General features: G+C 72.2%; 21 protein-coding genes. 10 read left to right on the forward strand and 11 right to left on the reverse strand.

The window, feature by feature from the left end; genetic code table 11:
- The first annotated feature begins 2 nt into the window (after positions 1-2).
- From hypB to hypE, 5 genes are read left to right on the forward strand one after another with little or no spacing between them, the layout of a single operon-like run.
- Complete coding sequence (gene hypB, locus DEJ50_RS31695) at positions 3-824, forward strand: hydrogenase nickel incorporation protein HypB (protein ID WP_150211484.1); 822 nt, start codon at positions 3-5, stop codon at positions 822-824.
- Positions 821-3,274, forward strand: coding sequence for a carbamoyltransferase HypF (gene hypF / locus DEJ50_RS31700; RefSeq protein WP_150211485.1), 2,454 nt, complete (start codon positions 821-823; stop codon positions 3,272-3,274). Before hypB ends, hypF begins: the two co-directional genes overlap by 4 nt.
- A 13-nt stretch (positions 3,275-3,287) precedes the next feature.
- Complete coding sequence (locus DEJ50_RS31705) at positions 3,288-3,608, forward strand: HypC/HybG/HupF family hydrogenase formation chaperone (RefSeq protein WP_150211486.1); 321 nt, start codon at positions 3,288-3,290, stop codon at positions 3,606-3,608.
- The gene (gene hypD / locus DEJ50_RS31710) at positions 3,605-4,747 is read left to right on the forward strand and encodes a hydrogenase formation protein HypD (protein ID WP_150211487.1); all 1,143 of its coding nucleotides are present in this window, start codon (positions 3,605-3,607) and stop codon (positions 4,745-4,747) included. The genes DEJ50_RS31705 and hypD overlap by 4 nt, the downstream gene beginning before the upstream one ends.
- Positions 4,740-5,813 (forward strand): hydrogenase expression/formation protein HypE, encoded by a 1,074-nt coding sequence (gene hypE / locus DEJ50_RS31715; protein ID WP_150211488.1) that lies wholly within the window; start codon positions 4,740-4,742, stop codon positions 5,811-5,813. Before hypD ends, hypE begins: the two co-directional genes overlap by 8 nt.
- Positions 5,814-5,895: 82 nt before the next feature.
- Here the strand turns inward: hypE and DEJ50_RS31720 are convergent, their stop codons facing one another.
- On the reverse strand, positions 5,896-6,258 hold the full coding sequence (locus DEJ50_RS31720; RefSeq protein ID WP_150211489.1) for a hypothetical protein: 363 nt from the start codon (positions 6,256-6,258) through the stop codon (positions 5,896-5,898).
- Here DEJ50_RS31720 and DEJ50_RS31725 point away from each other — a divergent pair.
- Positions 6,236-6,607, forward strand: a complete 372-nt coding sequence (locus DEJ50_RS31725; RefSeq protein ID WP_150211490.1) for a hypothetical protein — start codon at positions 6,236-6,238, stop codon at positions 6,605-6,607. The genes DEJ50_RS31720 and DEJ50_RS31725 overlap by 23 nt on opposite strands.
- Before the next feature lie 50 nt (positions 6,608-6,657).
- Here the strand turns inward: DEJ50_RS31725 and DEJ50_RS31730 are convergent, their stop codons facing one another.
- On the reverse strand, positions 6,658-7,314 hold the full coding sequence (locus tag DEJ50_RS31730; RefSeq protein ID WP_223838203.1) for a DNA alkylation repair protein: 657 nt from the start codon (positions 7,312-7,314) through the stop codon (positions 6,658-6,660).
- 187 nt (positions 7,315-7,501) lie between these two features.
- Here DEJ50_RS31730 and DEJ50_RS31735 point away from each other — a divergent pair, with 187 nt between their 5' ends.
- Positions 7,502-8,014 carry a hypothetical protein gene (locus DEJ50_RS31735; RefSeq protein ID WP_150211492.1) on the forward strand — a complete coding sequence of 171 codons (513 nt, stop codon included), beginning with the start codon at positions 7,502-7,504 and terminating at the stop codon, positions 8,012-8,014.
- A gap of 14 nt (positions 8,015-8,028) precedes the next feature.
- On the opposite strand, the gene ligA is transcribed toward DEJ50_RS31735, so the two are convergent.
- The 9 genes from ligA to DEJ50_RS31780 all read right to left on the reverse strand — a co-directional run bounded on the left by ligA (position 8,029) and on the right by DEJ50_RS31780 (position 17,492).
- Positions 8,029-10,119, reverse strand: a complete 2,091-nt coding sequence (gene ligA / locus DEJ50_RS31740; protein ID WP_150211493.1) for an NAD-dependent DNA ligase LigA — start codon at positions 10,117-10,119, stop codon at positions 8,029-8,031.
- Between the two features lie 66 nt (positions 10,120-10,185).
- A complete protein-coding gene (locus DEJ50_RS31745; protein WP_150211494.1) occupies positions 10,186-10,797 on the reverse strand; it encodes a nucleoside/nucleotide kinase family protein in 612 nt (203 codons plus the stop codon).
- A gap of 23 nt (positions 10,798-10,820) precedes the next feature.
- Positions 10,821-11,312, reverse strand: coding sequence for a nucleoside deaminase (locus DEJ50_RS31750; protein WP_150211495.1), 492 nt, complete (start codon positions 11,310-11,312; stop codon positions 10,821-10,823).
- A 60-nt stretch (positions 11,313-11,372) separates the two neighbouring features.
- Entirely contained in the window at positions 11,373-11,954 is a 582-nt protein-coding gene (locus tag DEJ50_RS31755) for a sugar O-acetyltransferase (RefSeq protein ID WP_150211496.1), read from the reverse strand.
- A 102-nt stretch (positions 11,955-12,056) separates the two neighbouring features.
- Positions 12,057-12,473 carry a hypothetical protein gene (locus DEJ50_RS31760; RefSeq protein WP_223837990.1) on the reverse strand — a complete coding sequence of 139 codons (417 nt, stop codon included), beginning with the start codon at positions 12,471-12,473 and terminating at the stop codon, positions 12,057-12,059.
- 89 nt (positions 12,474-12,562) lie between these two features.
- Positions 12,563-13,564 (reverse strand): GNAT family N-acetyltransferase, encoded by a 1,002-nt coding sequence (locus DEJ50_RS31765; RefSeq protein WP_223837991.1) that lies wholly within the window; start codon positions 13,562-13,564, stop codon positions 12,563-12,565.
- A gap of 8 nt (positions 13,565-13,572) precedes the next feature.
- Positions 13,573-14,931 carry an MFS transporter gene (locus DEJ50_RS31770; protein ID WP_150211499.1) on the reverse strand — a complete coding sequence of 453 codons (1,359 nt, stop codon included), beginning with the start codon at positions 14,929-14,931 and terminating at the stop codon, positions 13,573-13,575.
- Positions 14,921-16,231 carry an acetyl-CoA carboxylase biotin carboxylase subunit family protein gene (locus tag DEJ50_RS31775; RefSeq protein WP_150211500.1) on the reverse strand — a complete coding sequence of 437 codons (1,311 nt, stop codon included), beginning with the start codon at positions 16,229-16,231 and terminating at the stop codon, positions 14,921-14,923. The genes DEJ50_RS31770 and DEJ50_RS31775 overlap by 11 nt, the downstream gene beginning before the upstream one ends.
- Before the next feature lie 7 nt (positions 16,232-16,238).
- Positions 16,239-17,492 carry an ATP-grasp domain-containing protein gene (locus DEJ50_RS31780; RefSeq protein ID WP_150211501.1) on the reverse strand — a complete coding sequence of 418 codons (1,254 nt, stop codon included), beginning with the start codon at positions 17,490-17,492 and terminating at the stop codon, positions 16,239-16,241.
- Between the two features lie 223 nt (positions 17,493-17,715).
- Here DEJ50_RS31780 and DEJ50_RS31785 point away from each other — a divergent pair, with 223 nt between their 5' ends.
- The 3 genes from DEJ50_RS31785 (at position 17,716) to DEJ50_RS31795 (ending at position 21,500) form a co-directional block, all read left to right on the forward strand.
- Positions 17,716-19,155: a coproporphyrinogen-III oxidase family protein gene (locus DEJ50_RS31785; RefSeq protein ID WP_150211502.1), complete on the forward strand. Its 1,440-nt coding sequence runs from the start codon at positions 17,716-17,718 to the stop codon at positions 19,153-19,155.
- On the forward strand, positions 19,152-20,279 hold the full coding sequence (locus DEJ50_RS31790) for a DUF1152 domain-containing protein (RefSeq protein ID WP_190344807.1): 1,128 nt from the start codon (positions 19,152-19,154) through the stop codon (positions 20,277-20,279). Before DEJ50_RS31785 ends, DEJ50_RS31790 begins: the two co-directional genes overlap by 4 nt.
- Before the next feature lie 147 nt (positions 20,280-20,426).
- Positions 20,427-21,500 (forward strand): hypothetical protein, encoded by a 1,074-nt coding sequence (locus DEJ50_RS31795; RefSeq protein WP_150211503.1) that lies wholly within the window; start codon positions 20,427-20,429, stop codon positions 21,498-21,500.
- Positions 21,501-21,547 lie beyond the last annotated feature (47 nt).

The raw sequence follows: 21,547 nt of genomic DNA on the forward strand, positions 1-21,547 counted from the left end.
CCATGTGCCGAGTCGTCGACCTCCAGCAGGCGGTCCTCGCCAAGAACGACGCCACCGCGCACGCGCTGCGCGCCGGACTGGCGGCCCGGGGCACCACGGTGGTCAATCTGCTCTCCAGCCCCGGCAGCGGGAAGACGGCCCTGCTGGAGAGCGAACTGCTCCTCGCGCGGGAGCGGGGTGTGCCGGTCGCCGCCCTCACCGCCGACCTCGCCACGGAGAACGACGCCACCCGGCTCGCCCGCTCCGGCGTTCCGGTCAAGCAGGTCCTCACCGACGGACTGTGCCACCTGGAGGCCGGGATGCTGGGCCGCCACCTGGAAGGATGGCTCCCGGCGGACACCCGGCTGCTGTTCGTGGAAAACGTCGGAAACCTCGTCTGCCCCGCCTCCTACGACCTCGGTGAAACCCTGCGGGTCGTGCTCGCCTCGGTCACCGAGGGGGAGGACAAGCCCCTGAAGTACCCGACGGCCTTCGGTCTCGCCCAGCTGGTGCTGGTCACCAAGACCGATATCGCCGAGGCCGTCGGGTTCGACGAGGCGGCGTTCCGGGCGCATGTCGAACAGGTCAACCCCGGGGTGGAGGTGGTGCTGACCTCCGCGCGCCGGGGTGAGGGCACAGGTGTGCTCCTCGACCGTGCGACGGCGGTCGCAGCCGGCGGCCCGGTGCACCAACCGGTCATGGCCCGCCATCACCACGACCACCACACCCACACCCACACCCACGATCACGATCACGAACACGATCACGCCGACCACCACGCCCACGACCACGACCACCACACCCTGGAGCAGGTCGCGGCACCCGGCCACGGGCCCCGCGCGTGACCACTCGCCCTCCCGGCACCCTCGCACCCGATACGCACCGACGCCGCCGCCGGATCACCGTACGGGGCGTCGTCCAGGGCGTCGGCTTCCGGCCGTTCCTGTACACCCTCGCCACCGCCATGGACCTGTCCGGGCACGTGACCAACACCGGTGACGGCGTCCTCGTCGAGGTCGAGGGCGAAGCGTCCGCAGTGGCGCTGTTCTGCGACCGGATCGCCACCGAGGCACCGCCCCTGGCCGTCGTGGAGTCCGTCGACCACCGGGAGGTCCCCGCCGCCGGCTCAAGCGGCTTCGCCATCACCGCCTCCCGTACGGAGGGGCCCGCCCGTACCCTGGTCTCCCCGGACACGGCCACCTGCGCCGCCTGCCTCGCCGAACTGGCCGACCCGGCGGACCGGCGCCACCGCCACCCCTTCATCACCTGCACCCACTGCGGCCCGCGCTTCACCATCACCACCGGCCTGCCGTACGACCGCTCCCGGACCACCATGGCCGGCTTCCCGATGTGCCCCGACTGCGCCCGGGAGTACGCCGATCCGGCCGACCGGCGCTTCCACGCACAGCCCGTCGCCTGTCACGCCTGCGGCCCCCGCCTCCGGCTGCTGCGCCCGGAGCCGGGCGGGCGGTCGGGCGGGCCGTCGGGCGGGCAGTCGGGTGGGCCGCCCGTCGAAGCCGTCGGCGTGGACCCGGTCGCCGAAGCCCGGAGGCTTCTCTCCGCCGGCGCGATCCTCGCCGTCAAGGGCCTGGGCGGCTACCACCTGGCCTGCGATGCCACCCACACCGAAGCCGTCGCCCTGCTGCGCCGCCGCAAGGCCCGTGGCGACAAACCGTTCGCACTGATGGCCCGCTCGGTCTCCGACATCGAACACCTTGTGCACCTCGGCCCGGAGGAACGCGCCCTGCTCACCGGGGGAGCGCGGCCCGTCGTCCTGCTCCGCCGCCGCGCCGCCACCCCGCAGGAACAGCAGGGCCCCCTCCCCACGGAGGCCGTCGCACCGGGCAGCCCCGACCTGGGCGTGATGCTCCCGTACACGCCCCTGCACCATCTGCTCCTCGGCCTCCCAGGCGACCCACCGGGACCCCGCCTGCTCGTCATGACCAGCGGAAACACCGCCGGCGAACCCATCGTCACCGACGATGGCGAGGCGCTGGAACGGCTGGCCCACCTGGCCGACGCCTGGCTCACCCACGACCGCCCGATCCATGTGCCCTGCGACGACTCCGTGGTGCGGGTGTGCGGCGGGGAACCGATGACCGTACGCCGTGCCCGCGGCTACGCCCCCCTGCCGATCACCCTGCCGCTGCCGGTCCGCCGCCCGGCCCTCGCCGTGGGCGGGGACCTGAAGAACACGTTCTGCCTCGCCGAAGGGCGCCGCGCCTGGCTGTCGGCGCACATCGGAGACATGGACGACCTCGCCACGCAGTACGCCTTCGAGCGCGCCGAGCGGCACCTGGAGACCATCACAGGGGTGGCTCCGGAGGTCCTGGCCGCCGACCGGCATCCCGGGTACCGCTCCGGGCAGTGGGCCGAACGGCACGCGGCCGGCCGGCCGGTCGAGCGGGTCCAGCACCATCACGCCCATGTCGCCGCTGCGATGGCCGAACACGGGGCGGACGGCAGCCGGCCGGTGATCGGCATCGCCTTCGACGGCACCGGATACGGCGACGACGGGGCGGTCTGGGGCGGAGAGATCCTGCTCGCGGACTACGCCGGGTACCTGCGCTTCGCCCACCTCGCCTATGTCCCCCTGCCCGGCGGCGACGCCGCCGTGCACCGCCCCTACCGCATGGCGCTGGCGCACCTGCGCGCGGCCGGCCTCGGATGGCCCGACGGCCTGCCCTGCGTGGCGGCCTGCCCGCCGGAGGAACGACGCGTACTCGCACGGCAGTTGGACACCGGGCTGAACTGCGTGCCCACCTCCAGCATGGGCCGGCTGTTCGATGCCGTGTCCTCCCTCGCCGGGGTGTGCCACCGGTCGCGGTACGAGGCGCAGGCGGCCATCGAGCTGGAGGCCGCAGCGCTGTCCGCCCCCGCCGCGGCGGCGAACGCGCCCGGCGCCGGCTATGCCTTCGCGGTCTCCGCCGCCGATCCGGACTCCCGGGACCCGCTGACCGCGGACCCCGCGCCGGTCCTGGCCGCCGCCGCGGCGGACGTACGTACCGGTACGCCGCCGGCGGTCGTCGCGGCCCGCTTCCACGCCGCGGTCACCGGCCTCGTCCACCGCCTCTGCGTCCTGGCGCGGGAGCGGCACGGACCGGACACCGTGGCCCTGACCGGCGGGGTGTTCGCGAACGTGCTGCTCTCCGAGGCGTGCACCGACGTACTGCGCCGGGACGGTTTCACGGTGCTGCGCCACCACCGGGTGCCCCCGAACGACGGGGGCCTGGCCCTGGGCCAACTGATGATCGCCGCATCCGCGACCGGATCCGCATGCCGGACGGCCGACTAGCGAGGAGACCCCCATGTGCCTGGCGGTACCGGGAAAAGTGCTGGACATCGAGGAACGGGACGGCACCCGCATGGCCACCGTCGACTTCGGCGGTGTGGTCAAGGACGTGTGCCTGGAGTACCTGCCGGACCTCCAGGTCGGCGAATACGCCATCGTCCACGTGGGGTTCGCCCTCCAGCGCCTGGACGAACAGTCGGCGAAGCAGACGCTCGACCTCTTCGCCACCCTCGGGCTGCTGCAGGAGGAATTCGGCGACCCGTGGGAAGCGGCCACGGGTGCGGGCGGACCGCAGTGGTCCGAGAGCAACGAGGCGGCGCAGGAGGCCAAGCGGTGAAGTACATCGACGAATTCCAGAACCCCGAACTGGCCCGGCGCCTGCTGGACGACATCCACGCCACCGTCACCAGGCCGTGGGCCCTGATGGAGGTGTGCGGAGGACAGACGCACACGATCATCCGGCACGGCATCGACCAACTGCTGCCGGACGCCGTGGAACTGATCCACGGTCCGGGCTGCCCGGTGTGCGTCACCCCGCTGGAACTCATCGACAAGGCCCTGGAGATCGCCTCCCGGCCCGAGGTGATCTTCTGCTCCTTCGGCGATATGCTCCGGGTCCCCGGCACCGGGCGGGACCTGTTCCGGGTCCGCGGCGAAGGCGGTGACGTACGGGTGGTCTACTCCCCGCTCGACGCCCTGCGGATCGCCCGGGAGAACCCCGACCGCGAGGTGGTGTTCTTCGGCATCGGCTTCGAAACCACCGCACCCCCCAATGCCATGACGGTCCATCAGGCCCGTCGCCTCGGCATCCGCAACTTCAGCCTGCTGGTGTCCCACGTCCGGGTCCCCCCGGCGATCGAGGCGATCATGCAGTCCCCCGACTGCCGGGTCCAGGCCTTCCTCGCGGCCGGACACGTCTGCAGTGTCATGGGCACCGGCGAATACCCGGCGCTGGCCGAGCGGTACCGGGTCCCCGTCGTGGTCACGGGATTCGAGCCGCTGGACATCCTGGAAGGCGTACGGCGGACCGTGCTGCAACTGGAGCGCGGCGAGCACCGGGTGGAGAACGCCTATCCGCGCGCAGTCCGGCCGGAGGGCAATCCCACCGCCCTCGCCATGCTGGAGGACGTCTTCGAGGTCACCGACCGGGCCTGGCGCGGCATCGGGGTCATCCCCGCCAGCGGCTGGCGGCTGTCGCCCCGCTACCGGGAGTACGACGCCGAACACCGCTTCGCCGTGACCGGGATCAAGACCCGCGAGCCCGCCGCCTGCCGCAGCGGCGAGGTCCTGCAAGGCCTGCTGAAGCCGAACGAGTGCGAGGCGTTCGGCACCACCTGCACCCCCCGCAATCCGCTCGGGGCCACGATGGTCTCCAGCGAGGGCGCCTGTGCCGCGTACTACCTCTACCGGCGCCTCGAACCCGCCACCGCACCCCCGGCAACCCTGGAATCCCTGGAGGCGAGCCCCGTTGCCTGAGTCCACCCAGCTCCGCACCCCGGACCTCACGGCATGGTCCTGCCCGGTACCGCTGCGCGACCACCCCAGGGTGGTCATGGGGCACGGCGGCGGCGGCACGCTTTCCGCCGAACTCGTCCAGCACGTCTTCGCACCGGCCTTCGGCGGCGAGGCGCTCGCCCAGCTCGGCGATTCCGCCGCCGTTTCGGTGGGCGGTGCCCGACTGGCCTTCTCCACCGACTCGTTCGTCGTCCGGCCGCTCTTCTTCCCCGGCGGCAGCATCGGCGATCTCGCGGTCAACGGCACCGTGAACGATCTGGCCATGAGCGGCGCCCGCGCCGCCTACCTGTCGAGCGCCTTCATCCTGGAGGAGGGCGTCGAGGTCGAGGTGGTCGCCCGGGTCGCCGAGGCCATGGGTGCCGCGGCGCGCACCGCGGGCGTCGAAGTGGCCACCGGGGACACCAAGGTGGTCGAATCCGGCCACGGGGACGGCATCTTCATCACCACCTCGGGGATCGGGCTCATCCCCGCGGGGGTCGATCTGAGGCCGCAGCGGGTCCGGCCCGGGGATGTGGTGATCGTCAGCGGGGAGATCGGCCTGCACGGGGTGGCCATCATGAGCGTGCGCGAGGGGCTGGAATTCGGGGTCGAGATCGAAAGCGACTGCGCGGCACTGGGCGGACTCGTCGAATCCATGCTCGCGGTCACCCCGGACCTCCATGTCCTCCGTGACCCGACCCGGGGCGGCCTGGCCGCCTCCCTCAACGAGATCGCCGCGGCCTCCGGCACCGGGGTGGTGATCCAGGAGCGCACCGTGCCGGTCCCTGCGGCCGTGGCCAACGCCTGCGCCATCCTCGGTCTGGACCCGCTGTACGTGGCCAACGAGGGCAAACTCGTCGCCTTCGTCCCCCGCGAGCACGCGGACGCCGTCCTGGACGCCATGCGCGCCCACCCCCTGGGTGCGGCGGCAGCGGTGATCGGCGAGGCGGTGGAGGCCCACCCGGGCATGGTGGTCGCCCGTACCGCCCTCGGCGGTACCCGGGTGGTCGACCTGCCGCTCGGCGAACAACTGCCCCGTATCTGCTGACATGCGGCACGGTGCATCCGGTGTCATAGTGGTGATCGGGTGCGGGTGCCCGGGGGTGTGTGAGCGACCGAGCCAAAGAGCTTCAACGGGGCCCGCCCGGCGAATCCCCGTTCGCCACGGTTTCCGAACGCCTACCGGCATGCCGCGGATGCGACTGCGCCGCCGCGGCCTGCCGAGGGAAGGGGAAGCTCATGAGGAGGAAGATCCTGTCGACCGCGGTGGCGACGGCCGTGGCGTGCAGCGGGTGGACCGCCGTCAGCATGTCGACGGCGGACGCGGCCGATGCGGCGGACGGGGCGGCGCGAGCCGTACCCAGTGTCACCTGCATGTTGTCGGAAGGCCCCAATAATCGCTTCGGGGTGTCGGGCGACGGATTCAGGCCGGGTGAACGGATTCGTGTACAGAACTCGAGCGGCACCACGGTGCGGACCACCACGGCGATCACCGGAGGCTTCTTCGAGGTCACGGGACTGCCCAACGACACCTACACCGCCGTGGGCAGGAGGTCCGGCAGAGCGGTCTGCCCCAAGTTCGTCACGGACGAGGAAGCCGCGATCAAGTGCACCGTGACCAAGGGGCCGGGACAGACCTTCGGCGTGTCCGGCAGGGGCTTCCCCGAGGCCGAGACGGTCACCCTGAAGAACTCCCAGGGCGCCACCGTGGGCACGTTCCTGACGATCAAGGACGGCTTCTTCGAGTTCACCGGGGTACCCAACGACACGTACACCGTCACCTCGAAGTTCGCCAAGGTGACCTGCCCCAAGGCTGCCGCCACCCCTGAAGGCGAGGGCTGAACCGGAGTTGGACCGGAGGGCCGGCCGCACCCGCGGCCGGCCCTCCACCGTTATCCGTTGTGCTGCCGGCGCACCATCTCGGAGATCCAGACGGGTGCGAACGGTGAGGTGCAACCCGGCGGAGTCGGGTAGTCCTTGAGCACCTCAAGGCGCTCACCGATGCCGATCGCACGGGCGCGGTGTTCGGCATGCTCGATGCCGATCTGAGCCAGACAGTGGTTCATCGCCCACTGCAGGCGGTCCGGGGAGTCCTTCATCTCCGCCTCGATGATGTCGAGCAGTCCGTCGAGGTCGAGGCCCTCGGGCCGCTTCGCCACGCGTTCGGTGGTCAGCGCCCAGCCGGCACTGGCGACCACCGGATCCGGATCGGCGAACCACGCCAGGCGCAGCTCTTCCGCGTGCGGGCTCTTCTTCACCACGTAGTTCACGAGCCAGTCGTGCACCTTGGGTGTGCGCGCCTCGCGGAGCATGACGTCCAGCTCGTCCCGCTCGAAGGCCTTCGGGCGGCAGATCAGGATCGCCAGCAGTTTGGCCGCGGAGTCATCCGTCTCCCAGAGCCGGAGCGCGAGGTCCTGCTGGGTCTTCAGCCGCTTCGCGAGTGCGCGCAGCTTGCCGAGGTTCACACCGTGGTCGTCACCGTGTTTCTCGTTCACCTTGCGCGTCTTCGGGTCCTCGAGCTCAGCCAGCTCGGCCATGACCTGGGTCATGACCTCGGCCAACGCCGTCTCGGCCACCGCACCTCCTGTCCGTTGCGTACGGGATTCAGCCTACGACGGAAGCAGTGCAGCCAGCCTGAGGCCACCACTTGCACAATGTGCAAGTGGTGGCCTACCGTACTCGAAGACCAAGGGTTGAACTTAGTGCAAGTACCGCCCGGAACCGAAGGATGCCCTCATGACGCTCGCCGCAGTCCTCCAACTCCTCCTCTCCGCAACCTTCTTCGTCATTCCGGTCGCCGTCTGGTACACCGGCGGCCGGGCCCAGCTCAGCGCCGAAGCCGAGATGCGGCGGCAGGGCCACGGGCCCGAAGTGCTCGCCCGGCATGGCATCGCGTTCCGCGAGAAGACCTGGGAGCTCGTGTTCGCCCTCGGTGTCGGCGCCACCCTCGGAGTCCTCGGCGGGCTCAACCTCGCCGGCCACGACACGGGCCGGCTGCTGTCCTGGATCATCGAGCCGCTTGTGCTGCTCGTCGTCGGCTTCATCACCACCGGCCAGGTCTTCGCCGCCGCCTACACCCGGGCCGCCTTCGCCAAGTCAGAGGACCCGGCGGTGCGGGCCGTCGACGCCCCGGCCCTGATCGCCGCCGCGAACTCCGGCTTCCCCTCCTGGCTGAGGCCCCTGGTCCTCGCCCGTTTCGGCCTCGCCACGGTCGGTTCGGCCCTCGTCCTGGTCCTGCTCGCCCTCTGACCGTGCTTGCGGGATCAGGTCAGGTAGTCGGTGACGAGTTCGGCGAAGGCCTCCGGGGTGAGGACCGTGACGCCCAGCTCGGCAGCCTTCAGGGCCTTCGAGCTCGGCTTCCCGCTCGGGGACGCTGCGCAGACCAGATAGGTGGTCCGGGAGCTGACACTGCTGCCCGCCCGGCCACCGGCCTTCTCGATCACCGCGTTCATCTCCGACCGCCCCAGTCCCTCCAGCGGGCCGCTCATCTTCCCCGTGACGACCACGGTCGCGTCCGCCAGCGGGCCCGGAGCGGTCTCACCGGCCGCCGCCTGCGGCCCCGACGGTTGCTGCGGCTGCTGCGGCTCTGTCATGTTCACCCCGGCCCCGGCCAGTTTCTCGATGACCGGCGCCAGCGCGGCGACCCGTTCGACAATGACCGGCGCCTTCTCCCCGCCTATGCCCTCGACCTCCTGCATGGCTTCGGCATCGGCCTGCCGGATGGCGTCCATCGTGCCGAAGTGCGCGGCGATACGACGGGACATGCTGCGTCCCGTACCCAGCACACCCAAGGCGCAGAACACCCGGCTGAGCGGCCGGGACTTGGCCGCCGCGATCTGCTCGGCCAGCTTCGCCCCGCGCTTCGCGCTGCCGGAGGCGGCCGTCAGCTGCTCCTCGGTGAGGGTGAACAGGTCGGCGACGTCGGTGACGGCGCCGGCCTCGATCAGGGCTCGGACGTAGGTCTTGCCCAGGCCGTCGATGTCGAGCATGTCGCGCCCGGCGGCGTACTCGATCAGGGCGGGCAGCGCGCAGGCGGACCCCTTGGCGCAGCGCCACCGCTCCTGCTCCTTGTTGATCTCCCCTCCGCAGTTGGGGCACGCCGTGGGCAGCGGCACCTCGGGCGCACCGGCCGGGCGCCGCGCGATCACGGCGGCCTGAACCCGCGGAATGATGTCGCCCGCCTTGTAGACCGTCACGGTGTCCCCGAGGTGGAGGTCGCGGCGCCGGATGTCCGCAGGGTTGTGCAGGGTGGCCCGGGTGACCGTGGAACCGTCGATGTCCACCGGTTCGAGGATGGCCGTCGGGGCGAGCACACCGGTACGGCCCACCTCCCAGACCACGTCCTTCAGTACGGTCTGCCGCTCCACGGCCGGCAGCTTGAACGCGATCGCCCAGTGCGGGAACCTGCTGCCGAACCCGGCCGCGGCCTGCTCGGCCGCATCGTTCGCCTTGATCACGACCCCGTCGATGCCGAACGGCAGGCCGGGCCGCAGTGCGGCCATCTCGTCGACCTTCTGCTGTGCCTCGGCGAGGGTGGCGACCACGTGCAGACCGGCCGGGGTGCCGGCCGTGGTCTGTACGCCCGCCTCCGCGACGGCGGCCAGCACCTCGGCGTGCGTGGCCCCGGCGGGGACGAAGGCGACGCCGTCCAGCTCGACCGCCCCGTACGCCCAGAACGTCATCGCGAGCCGGTACGGACGGTCCTTCGCCCGCAGCGTCCCGGCCGTCCCATTGCGCGGGTTCGCGAAGACGGGCGCGCCGTGCGCGGCGCGGACCTCGTTGGCCGTCTCGAACTGCTGCTGGGTGAACAGGACTTCGCCGCGCACCTCGAACGTGGCAGGCACCGGAAGCGTCTCGGGCAGGCCCTCGATGGTGCCGATGACATGACTGACGTCCTCGCCGTGCGTGCCGTTGCCCCGGGTGATGATCCGCTCCAGCCGCCCGGCACGGTAGCGGGCGGCCACGGCCGCACCGTCCATCTTCGGCTCCACGGTGAACCCGCCGACGGGCTCCTGGCCCAGGCGGCGCCGGAGGGAGGCGCCCCACGCGGTGAGGCCGGCCGGGTCGAAGACGTTGTCCAGGCTGAGCAGCTGCGTGGTGTGCGCGACATCGCCTGCCGGAGCCGCACCGTCCGCGACCAGACCGGTGGGGGAGTCCTGGGCCACCTCGTCGGGGTGCGCCTGTTCCCAGGCCAGCACGGAAAGCCGGAGCAGGTCGTACGAGGCGTCGTCCATCGGGCTGTCGCCGTCCCCGTAGTACGCCCGCGAGGCCTCGCGCAGGCGGCCGAGCGCGGCCTCGTATGCGGTGCGTCCGGACATGACTGACAGCGCCTCATCGGCGGAAAGGGTCTTCATGGGAAAGATCCTCGTACACGGGTCTGACAATGCCCCTCGCCGCGGGAGCAGCACGGTTTGGCGCGGTCATTCGATGACGAGGTCGGCGCGCTCGCGCCCCGGGGCGATCAGCGCCGCGTTCGCCTCGTCCGAACGGGACACCCAGGCGGCTGCGAACGCAGGGTCCTTGCCGTGCCGGATATGACGGGTGATCAGGCGGGGGACGCGTACGGTGTCCTCGGGCGCGAGGAACCACACCTCGTCGAGCAGCGGACGCACCGCCGCCCACGGTCCGTCCTCGAACAGCAGATAGTTCCCCTCGGTGATGACGAGGGGCACTCCGGGCTCGACCGGGATGCTGCCGGCGACCGGTTCCTCCAGAGCGCGGTCGAAGGCGGGGGCGTAGACGGTGCCCGGATCCGGGGCGCGCAGCCGGCGCAGCAGGGCGGCGTACCCGGCCGCGTCGAAGGTGTCGGGGGCGCCCTTGCGGTCGGCTCGGCCCAGGCGGACCAGTTCGCGCTGGGCGAGGTGGAAACCGTCCATGGGTACGACGGCCGCCCGGCCGGGACCGAGCGCGTCGGCGAGGCGGTCGGCGAGCGTGGACTTGCCCGCGCCGGGCGGCCCGGCGATCCCGAGAATCCGCCGGCCACCCGAGGCGGCGAGCGTGCGGGCCCGGTGTTCCAGTGCGACGAGGTCCATCAGCAGCTCAGAATCTCAGCAGCTCAGGAGCGGCTGTGGAAGCGGAGCTGCAGGGCACGGACCTCGTCGGCCAGCGCGGGCACCGGCCCGTCGACCGGGAGGCCGGGGACGATCTCCCGAATGGGCAGGGTACGCACCGGGGGCGCCGGCACACCCAGTTCGGCCAGCCAGCCGCCGAGCTGGGCGGAGGACGCCGCGTACACGATACGGCCGAGCCCGACCCAGCCGTGGGCCGCGGCGCACATCGGGCAGTGCTCGTTGGAGGTGTAGACGGTGGCGGCGGCCCGCTCCTCGGGGGTCAGGCGGGTGGCGGCCCAACGGGCCAGCTCGAACTCCGGATGCCGGGTGCGGTCTCCGCCGGACACCCGGTTGTGGTCCTCGGCGAGGACCGTCCCGTCGGCGGCGACCAGGACGGAACCGAAGGGCTCGTCGCCGGCCTCCAGGGCGTCCGCCGCCAGCTCCAGACAGCGGCGCAGGTGCCGCAGGTCGGCATCGGTCAGGCGCTGGTCCGTCATGTGCTCGTCCTCCGGATCGCTCGATCCCCCTGACCCGATCCTAGATCCGGTCAGCGCCGGTCAGCGGCCGGGTCCGGACTCCTCCGGGCCGAGGACCCGCACGATACGGGCCGGGTTGCCGACGGCCAGAACCCCGGCCGGGAGATCCCTGACGACCACGGATCCGGCGCCGACCACCGTGTTCGCGCCGATGGTCACCCCCGGGCAGACGATCACTCCGCCGCCCAGCCAGACGTTGTCACCGATGGTGACGGGCAGCCCCCGCTCCCAGCCGGCCCGCCGGAGATCGGGGTCCAGGGCGTGCTCGGGTGCCAGCAGCTGAACGTTCGGGCCGATCTGCACGTCCGCGCCGACGGTGATCGGGGCGGTGTCGAGGAACACCGCCCCGAAGTTGACGAACGTACCGGCGCCGATACGGATGTGGTGGCCGAAGTCGCAGTGGAAGGGGGGCCGGATTCGCACCCCGTCGCCGACCTCGCCCAACAGCTCCCGCAGGATCGCCTCGCGGTCCTCGGGCGGGAGCGGGCCGGGCGCGTTGTACCGTGCGCAGAGCTCTGCGCGGCGCGCGCTGTCGGCCGCGAGCTGCGGGTCGTCCGGCAGGTACCAGTCGCCGGCCGCCATGCGCTGGTAATTCTCCCCCACGGACACCCTCCCTTGACCGGTACATCGAAGCCGACGCCAACGCTGACGCACCGGCCCCCGGCCGTCAAGGACGGCGGGGCGCGCACCGGGGAAACCTCCTGCTCAGTCGCCGGAGGAACCCCAGAAGTAGATCTCCGCCGGCTCCCCTTGACCGTCATGGAGAACGGCACACCGCCCGTGCCAACGCCCGTGGTCAAACTCCCCGAACCTCGGCACGTGCGCCCTGGTGAGCTTCCGCGCGCCCAGGACCCGCAGCGCCTCCTCCTCGGTCACCGGCTTCATCGTGCAGTAGTCCGGCTTCTCGTCGGGCCCGGTGATCCGCAAGATGTCGAGGATCGAGTGAGTCCCGTCGTGCTGGACGAGCTCGTGCTCCCACAACTCCTCTTCGGTCTCGGGCCACGGCAGCCGTTCCTCCTCCGGCCTCCAGTCGCCGCCCGGACCCCAGTGGTAGTCCCGCTCCTCGAACACCTTCCGCCGCAGCCCCTCGAACGCCCCGACGAGATCCTCCTGATACGGCACGGCGTATTCCCACCCCGACGCACCCATGTGACCCTCCCCATCCAGCCTTTCCAGAACGGCCGGACGCTAGCACTGGCCACTGACAAGCCCTAGCGGAGCGCGTACAGGTCAGTGATCTCGGCTCCGCGGAGGCGTTTGGCGTGGATGGCCTTCATCCCCGCGTGCAGGGCGGTCGTGCCCTCCCGGTACGCGGCTTCGATGGGCAGGTAGTACGTGAGGTTGAAGTAGGCGAACGGGGCCGAGCAGGCGGGGTCCGTGCCGACGGCGCGCAGCCAGGTGGTGCCGGCGAAATGGTAGGAGAGGCTGAAGGCGGCCATGCGCCGGCCGTCGTATGCGGCGGTCACCCGGGCCTGCTCGCCCATCGCCTCGGCCTGCCGGCCCAGCAGGCGGGTCATCAGGTCGGCGTTGTCGCCGGTGTGGCCGTGCGCCGACTGGAGTACCGCCAGCAGCCGCCCGGCATCCCGGTGGCACTCGCCGAGCGGCAGGTGGCGGATGCGCAGCCCGGCGGCCTGGAACGCCGCGCGTTCGCGGCGCACCACCACCCGGCGCTTGGACGGCAGAGAGTCGAGGTAGTCGTCGAAGCCGGTGCCGGGCAGCGGGATGGTCGCGTCGGCCTCCAGCCGCTGTGGCACCGCCCCGTCGTACACCGCGCCGAGCTGCCCCGCGGCGGCCTCGGTCAGGTACGGCCACCAGTGCGTGGTGCCGTGCCGCTCGGCGTGCTCGCGCGCGCAGTCCCGCAGCAGGGTCAGACAGGCGGTACGCCGCTCCGCCGACAGGGCCGGGTCGGTCAACGGCGCGTTGTGGTAGCCGCGGCGGGCGCCGGCGATCACGCGGGGTCGTGGTGGCCCGGACAGGTCCAGGTGGTCCGGGTCGTAGAAGGCGTTGGGCTCGCTGTGGACGAGGTAGAGCGGAGCGGCGGCGAGCAGTGCGCCGTCCCCGTCTCCGTCCCCGTCGCGGACGAGGGCGTAGGAGGCGGTCGCGGTCGGGTCGGACTCTTCGCCGGACAGCCAGCGGTGGGAGAGGTACAGGCCGGCGGAACGGGCCAGCCGGTCCCAGTCGTCCGCCGGTATGTCGCGGAGGGTGGTGGCCATGTGGGCTTTCATCGTGGTGTCGGGCCCTCCGTGCGAACGGTGTCGGTGTCGGTGTCGGTGTCGGCGTTGGTGTCGGTGTCGGCAGGCGTGCCGCGGGGGACCGGCCGCAGGGCGGGGACGGCCAGCAGCGCCAGCAGGCAGGCCGCCCCCTGAACCGCCCACGGCACGAGGCCCCCGGCGGCCAGGAGGGTGGTGAACAGCACGGGCGCCGCGATGTTCCCGGTTGCCCAGGAGAGCTGATAGAGGCTCTGTTTGCCGCCGCGGGCGGCACCCGGAGTGAGGGTGACGGAGAGTTCGTTCAGGGCCGGGGAGCAGAAGATCTCGGCCAGGCTGAACAGCACCATCGCCAGCACCAGCGAGGGCCAGGTGGGAAGCCCGCTCCAGGGCAGTGCCGGGGCGGCGAAGGCCAGCATGGCGGCGGTGAGGAGTCCGTAGCCGAGGGCGATGGTGTGCCGTGGCTGTGCGGGGGCGAGGTGGGCGGTCAGCGGTGTGGTCAGGGTGGAGACCAGCACCGTGTTCAGGATGAGCAGGAAGCTCGCCGCCCATGCGGCCAGGCCCAGGGTGGTGGTGGCGTACAGGGCGATGAGTACGGCCAGCATCGACTGGGACAGGACGAAGGGGAGGGCGCAGACGACCAGGAGCAGATAGCGGCGGTTGTTGTCGTCACCGCGCTCCGCCCGTGGCGCGGAGGGCGGTGGCGCGGGCGGCGGCGCCGTCACGGGTACGCGGGCGAAGCAGGCCGCCGCGATCAGGTACAGCGGTGCGGCGGCCAGCAGCAGACCGGTCAGGGCCCCGGTCCCGTACAGCGCGAGTGCACCCGCAGCCAGCGCCGCGCCCGCGCCGATGCCGATGTTGCGCAGGCTCCCGGTGAACGCGAACCAGGCGCGGATCTCACCGGCCGGCGTGGCCTGCGTGATCAGTGAACGCTGCGCCGTGTAGTACGCGTTCACCCCGGACTGCACCAGGAGGTAGGCGCAGGCGATCTGCCACGGACGGTGGGCGAGGAGGAAGGCCAGGAACCCGGCCGCGGTGACCACGTTCGCCACGACGGTCAGCGGTCGCGGCCCCCGCCGGTCCATGACACGGCCGGCGAGGAAGACCACCGGCAGCGCGGCAAGCTGACCGGCCGTCACGGCGGCCCCGACGGTGGCGGGCGTCAGACCGCGCACGGTCGTGAAGTACAGCAGCCCGAGGGGCAGCAGCATGCCGCTGCCCACCGAGTCGATGAGGTTGCCGGTCACGAACCGGCCGTGCCCGCGGACGGCCGGCAGCCCCAGCACTCGCACCAGCCGGCCCCGCCGAGTGCGACCGGGCACGGGCACGGAGGTGGCGGGGTCGGCGGGGTCGGCGGAGGTATCAGGCGTCACGGGTGGCGGCACCGGCGGCGGGGGTGAGCAGGGCCCGGATCTTGTCCAGCACTTCCTGCCGGGGAAAACCGGTGCCCGCGTGCAGGTCCTCCAGGGCCTTGACCGTCCGCTGCTCCTCGCCGTCGGCGAGGGTGAAGACGACGATCTCGCCGTGACCGGCGCCGTCGATGACCAGTTCGTGCGCGGTGACGAGGTCCAGCCGGTCCGCCAGCTCCTCGCGGGCACCCGGCGGCAGCCCTTCGGGGGAGAGGAATTCCACGGCCCAGCCGGTGCGGTGGACCTCCCCGGGGGCGTACCGGCCGAGGGCCATGTCGGCCAGCGCGGTGAAGGTGTTGCTGCCGGAAGCGGCACAGGAGAGCGTGGTCGCGCCGCCGATGCGGGGGTTGATCTCCAGGACCGCGTACCGGCCGCCGCTGTAGATCATGTCCACGTTCACGGAACCGCGTACGCCCAGCGCCTCGCAGAGGGTGACCAGCCGGGCGGCGACGGGCCGGAACGCCGCGTCGGCCTCCGGCCGCGGCCCGCACCAGCGCAGCCCGGCGAAGGTGAACACCGGTTCGGGGCCGGCGGTGCCGGTCCAGCACACCGGAAGGACCCGGTAGGCGCCGGGTTCGCCGACGATGTCCACGGAGCACAGGTCCCCGCTGATGCACTCCTCGATGACGGCCGACACGGGCGGCGGGTCGAGGAGGTAGGCGTCCAGCGCGGCGGCGTCGGGCAGCGCCCGGATGCCCATGCTGGTGGAGTCCCACAGCGGCTTGGACAGCAGCGGGTAGCCGATCCGGGCCGCCCCGGCCCGCAGCGCATCGCCGTAGGCGGGAACCGGCAGGCCGCGGCCGGCCAGCAGGTCGGAGTCGGCCCGGATCCCGCGCGGCACGTCCAGGCCCGACCGGATGAGCAGCTGTTTGGTCTCCCACTTGTCGCTCAGCAGTGCGGTGGCCGCGAGCGGGGTCATCACCGTCGGTACGCCCTCGGCCTCGAGCAGCTCCTTCACGGTCGCGTCGCGCAGCGCGTTCTCGCACGGCAGCGAGATGGAGATGGCGGCGTCGGCTCCCCATCGGGTGACCAGCGCGGCCAGTTCGCCGGGGGTGACGGCCGGATCGACGGGCTGCCGGCCGCCGGGGAAGTCCTCCTCCCCGGCCTCACCGTGGGTGTGGAACAGCCGGGTCTCGATGCCCTGGCCGGCCAGTTCGCGGACGGTGCGCTGGATGTAGGGGTCGGCGCGCTGGATGTCGACGGACCTCAGGAACGCGATCTTCTGCACGGGCTTCCGCTCTGCTCTCTGCTCTGTTCCGCTCACGGCTGGTTCACTTCACTCTCAGACTGGTGCCGGCGATCGCCCGGTCGGCCAGGGCACGGGCGCGCGCGGGGGAGTCGGCCACGGCCACCACATGGCCGATGCGGCCGGAGCTGTCGGCCGGCTCGGGGACGGTGTCACCGGGCCGCAGCCCGATCTCGCTGTGGGTGCCGGGAACCTCCGGCACGCGTACGTGGTCCAGTACGCCGCCCCGCCCGGGCAGCAGGAAGCGGATGGCCGCCGCCCCCTCCCGTACCGCCCCGGTCTCGGGCAGCCGGCCGGTCACGGCCTGGAGGTAGGCCACCGCCTCGCTGATTCCGGTTGCGGCCTCGACGATCTCGCAGATGTTGTCACCGGGCAGCCGGGCCCCCGTCTCGATCACCACCGGGGTGTCCGATCCGGGCGGGATCTTCACCTCCGTGTGCGCGATGCCGTTGCGGACCCCGACGGCGAGCGCCGCGCGGGCCGCGGCGTGCTGCACCGCGCGGGTCAGATCCGGCGGCAGTCCGGCCGGGCAGGAGTGCCCGGTCTCCACCCGGTACCGCCCGGCGGTGGTGTCCTTGGCGACCACCGGCAGCGCGTACGGGACGCCGTCCAGCACCACGGTCTCGGCCGAGTACTCGGGGCCCGGCACATACGCCTGGAGCAGCACCCGCGGGTCCAGCGCCAGTCCGTGCGGCATGGCCCGGGTGAACCGGCGGGCCGCCGCGACGGCCTCGTCCAGGTCCTCGGGTCCGGCCACCACGCTGACCCCCCAGGAGCCGCCCTGCTCGGCCGGCTTGACCACCAGCGGCCAGCCCAGCCCCACCTCGGAGGCCGCCCGGCGCGCCTGCGCGGCATCCTCGGCCACCGCGTCGAGCGGGACCGGGATCCCGGCCGCACGGAACGCCCCGGCCATCGCGATCTTGTTGCGGGCGGCATGGGCGAGGGCCGGGTCGTTGCCCGGCAGGCCGAGCCGCGCCGCCAGCGCCGCGACCAGCGGGGTGAACAGTTCCCAGCAGGCTGCGACCGCGCCGATCCGGTGCTCCCGGCAATAGGACTCCATGTCGTCCAGGGCCCGGTCCGGGTCGGTCAGATCCGTGAAGCAGACCCCGGCCAACTCCCCGGTCGGCCACGGGGCGTACCTTCCGTGGATCTCCCGGTGCGTGGCGCCGTACAGCCGCAGCCCGAGCCGTTCGGCGGCGGCAGCCAGGAACGGCCCGGCGTTCCCCATCGGTTCGACCACCAGCACACCGGTGCTGCCGGCGCCCGGTACCTCGCTCATCGTCACGAGGCCAGTGGACCCGCCGGGGCGGTGGAGCGTCTATCGGGTTGATCTCCGAAAACAACTCACCCAGAACACACCCCCCTTGGAGGACCGTCCAACGCAACATGCTTTCAGCCAGCCCGAGTTGGTGCGCACGGCCGATAGCGTCAACAAAATGTTGCGTGCTCGAATGCCTGCGCAAGGTAACCAGGCGCGGCAGACCCGACATGAGGGATCCATCGTGAGCAACCTGCACAACGAGCTGGCCCAGTTCATCGAGCAGGGCGTCATCCCGCCCTACCAGTACTCCTACCCGCCCCGTTCGACCTACCGCCCCCTCGACGAGGGAGCCTGGGACGCCCGCCAGGTCTGGGCCCGCGACCTGGAGAACCACCAGACACCCGAACTCAACCTCTACCTGCACGTGCCCTTCTGTCGCTACAAGTGCGGCTTCTGCAACCTCTACACGGTCATCTCCACCGACCAGGAGCTGTACGACGCCTACACTGACGCCCTCTGTACCCAGATCCGGGACCACGCCGAGATCATCCAGGCGCGCCGGCTGCGCACCGTCTACATCGGCGGCGGCACCCCCTCCCTCCTCGGAACCCGCCACTTCGAGCAGATCTTCGACACCCTCGGCTCCGTCTACCCCAACTGGCGCTCCACCGTCGAGGAGGTCGCAGTCGAAGCCACTCCGGACTCGATCGTCGCGGACCCCGAAGGCTTCGGCCGCCTCCTCGAACTGGGCCTGACCCGCGCCAACATCGGCATCCAGTCCCTGGTGCCCAAGGAGATCCGGGAGGCCGGACGCGGTCAGGCGGGCGAGGACACCATCCGCCGCGCGGTCGCGATCGCCCACGAGCTGGGGCTGCCCGACCTGTCCACCGACCTGATCATGGGATTCGCCGGACAGACACCCGAATCCTGGCGCCACTCGGTGGACGAACTGGCCAAGCTGGCCCCGACCACCATCTCCACCTACTTCCTGACGGTGCGTCCGGACGCCTGGTTCTCCCGCACGGGTGCCTATCAGTACATGTGGAAGCCCGAGCTGTACGAGCGCTACGACTACGCCCGCGAGGTGTTCACCGCCCACGGCTACGTCCAGGAGGGCTCAGTCCGCTACAAGAAGCCCGGCCGCGGCGGCTACGTACAGAAGGTCCTCACCTTCCACGGCGTCCCGCTGCTCGGACTCGGCGTCGGCGCCCGCTCGTACACCACGGTCCTGGACTACATGACCGGAAGCGTCAAACCGTCCCTCACGGAGGTGGCGCAGTACATCGAGCAGGCGAAGGCGCACAGCCTCCGCCCGACCACGGGTTTCGCCCTCACCCCCGAGGAGATCGTCCGCAAGCGGCTGGTCCTGGACGCCTTCGACCTGGACCTGGCCGAGCTGGACCGGTTCGGCCTCGAAGCGATCGCCGGCGAGGTCGACGCGGTGCTGGCGGCGGCGGAGTCCAACGGCCTGGTGCACCGGGTCGGACCGCGCCGGATCCAGCTCACCCCCAAGGGGTTCAAGTACCGCGACATCCTGTCCTGGATGTTCTACTCCGGCCGGGTCAAGGACCTGGACCGCGAGTACTACGAGGGGCTGCACGAGGCCAACGCGCGGGCCCGCCGGAACATGGGAACTCCGGTGCGCATCACCGGAATCACCGGTGTGCGGGAGACCGTGTGAGCGACCTGTTCATCGCGGCGGGCGGCGGCGGCGACCCGATCGGAACCGCCATCACCGCGAGCGCCATGAGCGGCGCGTTCGCGACGGCCACCGCCGGGCCCGTCTTACCCGTGGTGGCCACCTACTCCTGGGAACGCCCGGAGGTCGACCCCACCCCCGGCCCCCTCGGCGTACGGGACTTCACCGGACTCCTCCACCGCCCCGAGGGCCGGGTGCTGACTCCCGCCACACGGGCCGTCACCCCGGCCGGCTCCACCCTGCCCCGGCTCGCCGCGGATCTGCCGGTACGGCTGGTGCTGCTCGACCCGTACGAGGGGCTCGCCGGTCTGGCCGGGCAGATCCGGCGGCTGGCCGCGGCCGGCTCCGGGCGGGTGCGGATCGTCGACGTCGGAGGCGACATCCTCACCCACGGGGACGAGAAGACCCTCTGCAGCCCGCTGGTGGACGCGCTGGTGCTGGCCGCCTGCACCCTCGCCGGGGTCGATGCCACCGTGCACATCGCCGGTCCCGGGACCGACGGGGAGATCCCCCAGGACGTCCTGCTCGACCGGCTGGCCAGGCTGGCCGGGATGGCCGCGATGGCCGGGGTGCCCGGTCCGGCGGCCGGTCCGGCGGGCCACCCGTTCGCCCCAGACGCCCGGCACGCAGCCACCGTGGACCGGGCACTGGCCTGGCACCCCTCGGAAGCCTCGGCGCTGTTCGCCGCGGCCGTGTGCGGAATACGCGGCACCGTACGGACCGTCGGGCGCGCGATACCGCTCACCGACGCGTCCGCCTCCGTCCACGGCACCGGCCTGGCAGCCGCCGTGGCGGAAAACCCCGTGGCCCGGGGCCTGCTGGAGCTGCTGCCCCGTACCGTCGACGAAGCGGCCGATGTCTCGGCGCGGCTCACCGGCATCCACGAAATCGCCCGCGAACGCCACCCGGTTCCCGCCCCCACCCCGCCGGCCGTACCGTTCCCGGTCGACGCGGCCCGGGCGCGGGCACAGGTACGGGCGGAGGCCGGCGGCACGAGCCACGCCACCTACCGGTTCGCCGCCCGGGCGCTGCGGCTGCCCTGGCAACGCATCCCCGAGCTGCGCACCCTGTTCGGCGACAAGAGCCCCCTCCTCACCCTGCACTGACACGACACGACACGGCGGCCCACGACGGGGCGGACGGGTCCGGGATCGCGCCCCGGCCCTCCCGCCCCGTCCTCCGCCTGGAAGCGGAACAGAGATCGCCGGTTAGGATGCACCCCGCACAACCGTACGAATCTGAAAGGGGCCGCCATGTCAGGCCCGCATTCCGGCCCCGCGCCCTCCAAGGCTCCCGGCGTTCCGGACACCGAGGCGCGTCCGGCGTGGTGGCGGACGAACGCCGCGCGCCTCGGGTTGATCGCCGCGGTGCCGGTGCTCGGCCTGTTGGAGCCCCCTCTGGGCGGCGCGGCGCTGATCGCCGCGCTGGTCGCGGTATGGCGGGCCAAGGCCTGGCCCAAGGCCGGGAAGGTCGTGACGACCGTGGCCGCCATGGCCCTGCTGGGCGCCGTACTGCCCGACCGCCCCAAGGACGCCGCGGCCGGCGACGCGCCGCGACCCCCGCGTGCGAAGGCCGCGGCCACGGCGGTCCCGACCGCCAAGTCCTCGCCGACGCCCACGATTCCGCCGCTCGCCGACTACCGGGGGCAGTCCCTGGAGACGGCCTTCGACCAGGCGCGCAAGGCCGGTTTCCTCGTCCACCAGCACGACGCCTCGGAGAAGGACGGGTTCGTACGAGGCCGCTCCCGATGGACGGTCTGCTTCCAGCGGACGGGCTGGGACGGGCGGCAGCCGACCGCGGAGTTCGGCGTCGTACTGAACGGCTCCCCGTGTCCGCAGCGGGACGGCGACCCCGTCCCCTGGCCGAAGATGCCGGACCTGGTGTGGAAGACGTGGCGGACGGCGCACACCGAGGTCGCCGCTCTCGGTGTGCGCCCCGACCGGATCAAGGCTCGGGCGGCCTACCTCAACGACACCCTGCCCGACGAAGGCGAGTACGACGACTGGCGGGTGTGCGCCCATGACCCCGCCGCCGGGGTGGCCGTCCAGCCCGACGACTACGCGGAACTGCGGCTGACCGCCGAGAAGAACGGCTGCCCGGAGGGGGACCGCGGAGTCGGCACCGGCGCGCGGCTCCCGGACCGCGACGAGGACGGCGACCCCGACTACCGTGACCCCTACCCCGGAGACCGCAACCGCACCAGCGCCTTCCCGAACGGCCGCCCCGGCTCAGGAGGATCCGGCGGCTCGGGAGGATCGGGCGGGTCGTCCGACGGTTCGGGCGGTGGCAGCGGCTGGAGCCCGTGCCGACACACCCGCTGGTGCTAGTGCCGTGACCGGAAAGGTTCACCGGCTCGTGGCGCCCGGCACGGCAC

Source organism: Streptomyces venezuelae (assembly GCF_008642295.1).
In the GTDB taxonomy this organism is placed as follows: domain Bacteria; phylum Actinomycetota; class Actinomycetes; order Streptomycetales; family Streptomycetaceae; genus Streptomyces; species Streptomyces venezuelae_C.

What these genes read in the sequence shown, in the direction of transcription:
- DEJ50_RS31705 (WP_150211486.1), top strand. Translation starts at nt 3,288, where the DNA reads ATGTGCCTGGCGGTACCGGGAAAAGTGCTGGACATCGAGGAACGGGAC.
- DEJ50_RS31780 (WP_150211501.1), bottom strand. Translation starts at nt 17,492, where the DNA reads ATGAGCGAGGTACCGGGCGCCGGCAGCACCGGTGTGCTGGTGGTCGAA.
- DEJ50_RS31750 (WP_150211495.1), bottom strand. Translation starts at nt 11,312, where the DNA reads ATGACGGACCAGCGCCTGACCGATGCCGACCTGCGGCACCTGCGCCGC.
- DEJ50_RS31735 (WP_150211492.1), top strand. Translation starts at nt 7,502, where the DNA reads ATGACGCTCGCCGCAGTCCTCCAACTCCTCCTCTCCGCAACCTTCTTC.
- DEJ50_RS31765 (WP_223837991.1), bottom strand. Translation starts at nt 13,564, where the DNA reads ATGGCCACCACCCTCCGCGACATACCGGCGGACGACTGGGACCGGCTG.
- DEJ50_RS31730 (WP_223838203.1), bottom strand. Translation starts at nt 7,314, where the DNA reads ATGACCCAGGTCATGGCCGAGCTGGCTGAGCTCGAGGACCCGAAGACG.
- DEJ50_RS31745 (WP_150211494.1), bottom strand. Translation starts at nt 10,797, where the DNA reads ATGGACCTCGTCGCACTGGAACACCGGGCCCGCACGCTCGCCGCCTCG.
- DEJ50_RS31795 (WP_150211503.1), top strand. Translation starts at nt 20,427, where the DNA reads ATGTCAGGCCCGCATTCCGGCCCCGCGCCCTCCAAGGCTCCCGGCGTT.
- hypB (WP_150211484.1), top strand. Translation starts at nt 3, where the DNA reads ATGTGCCGAGTCGTCGACCTCCAGCAGGCGGTCCTCGCCAAGAACGAC.
- ligA (WP_150211493.1), bottom strand. Translation starts at nt 10,119, where the DNA reads ATGAAGACCCTTTCCGCCGATGAGGCGCTGTCAGTCATGTCCGGACGC.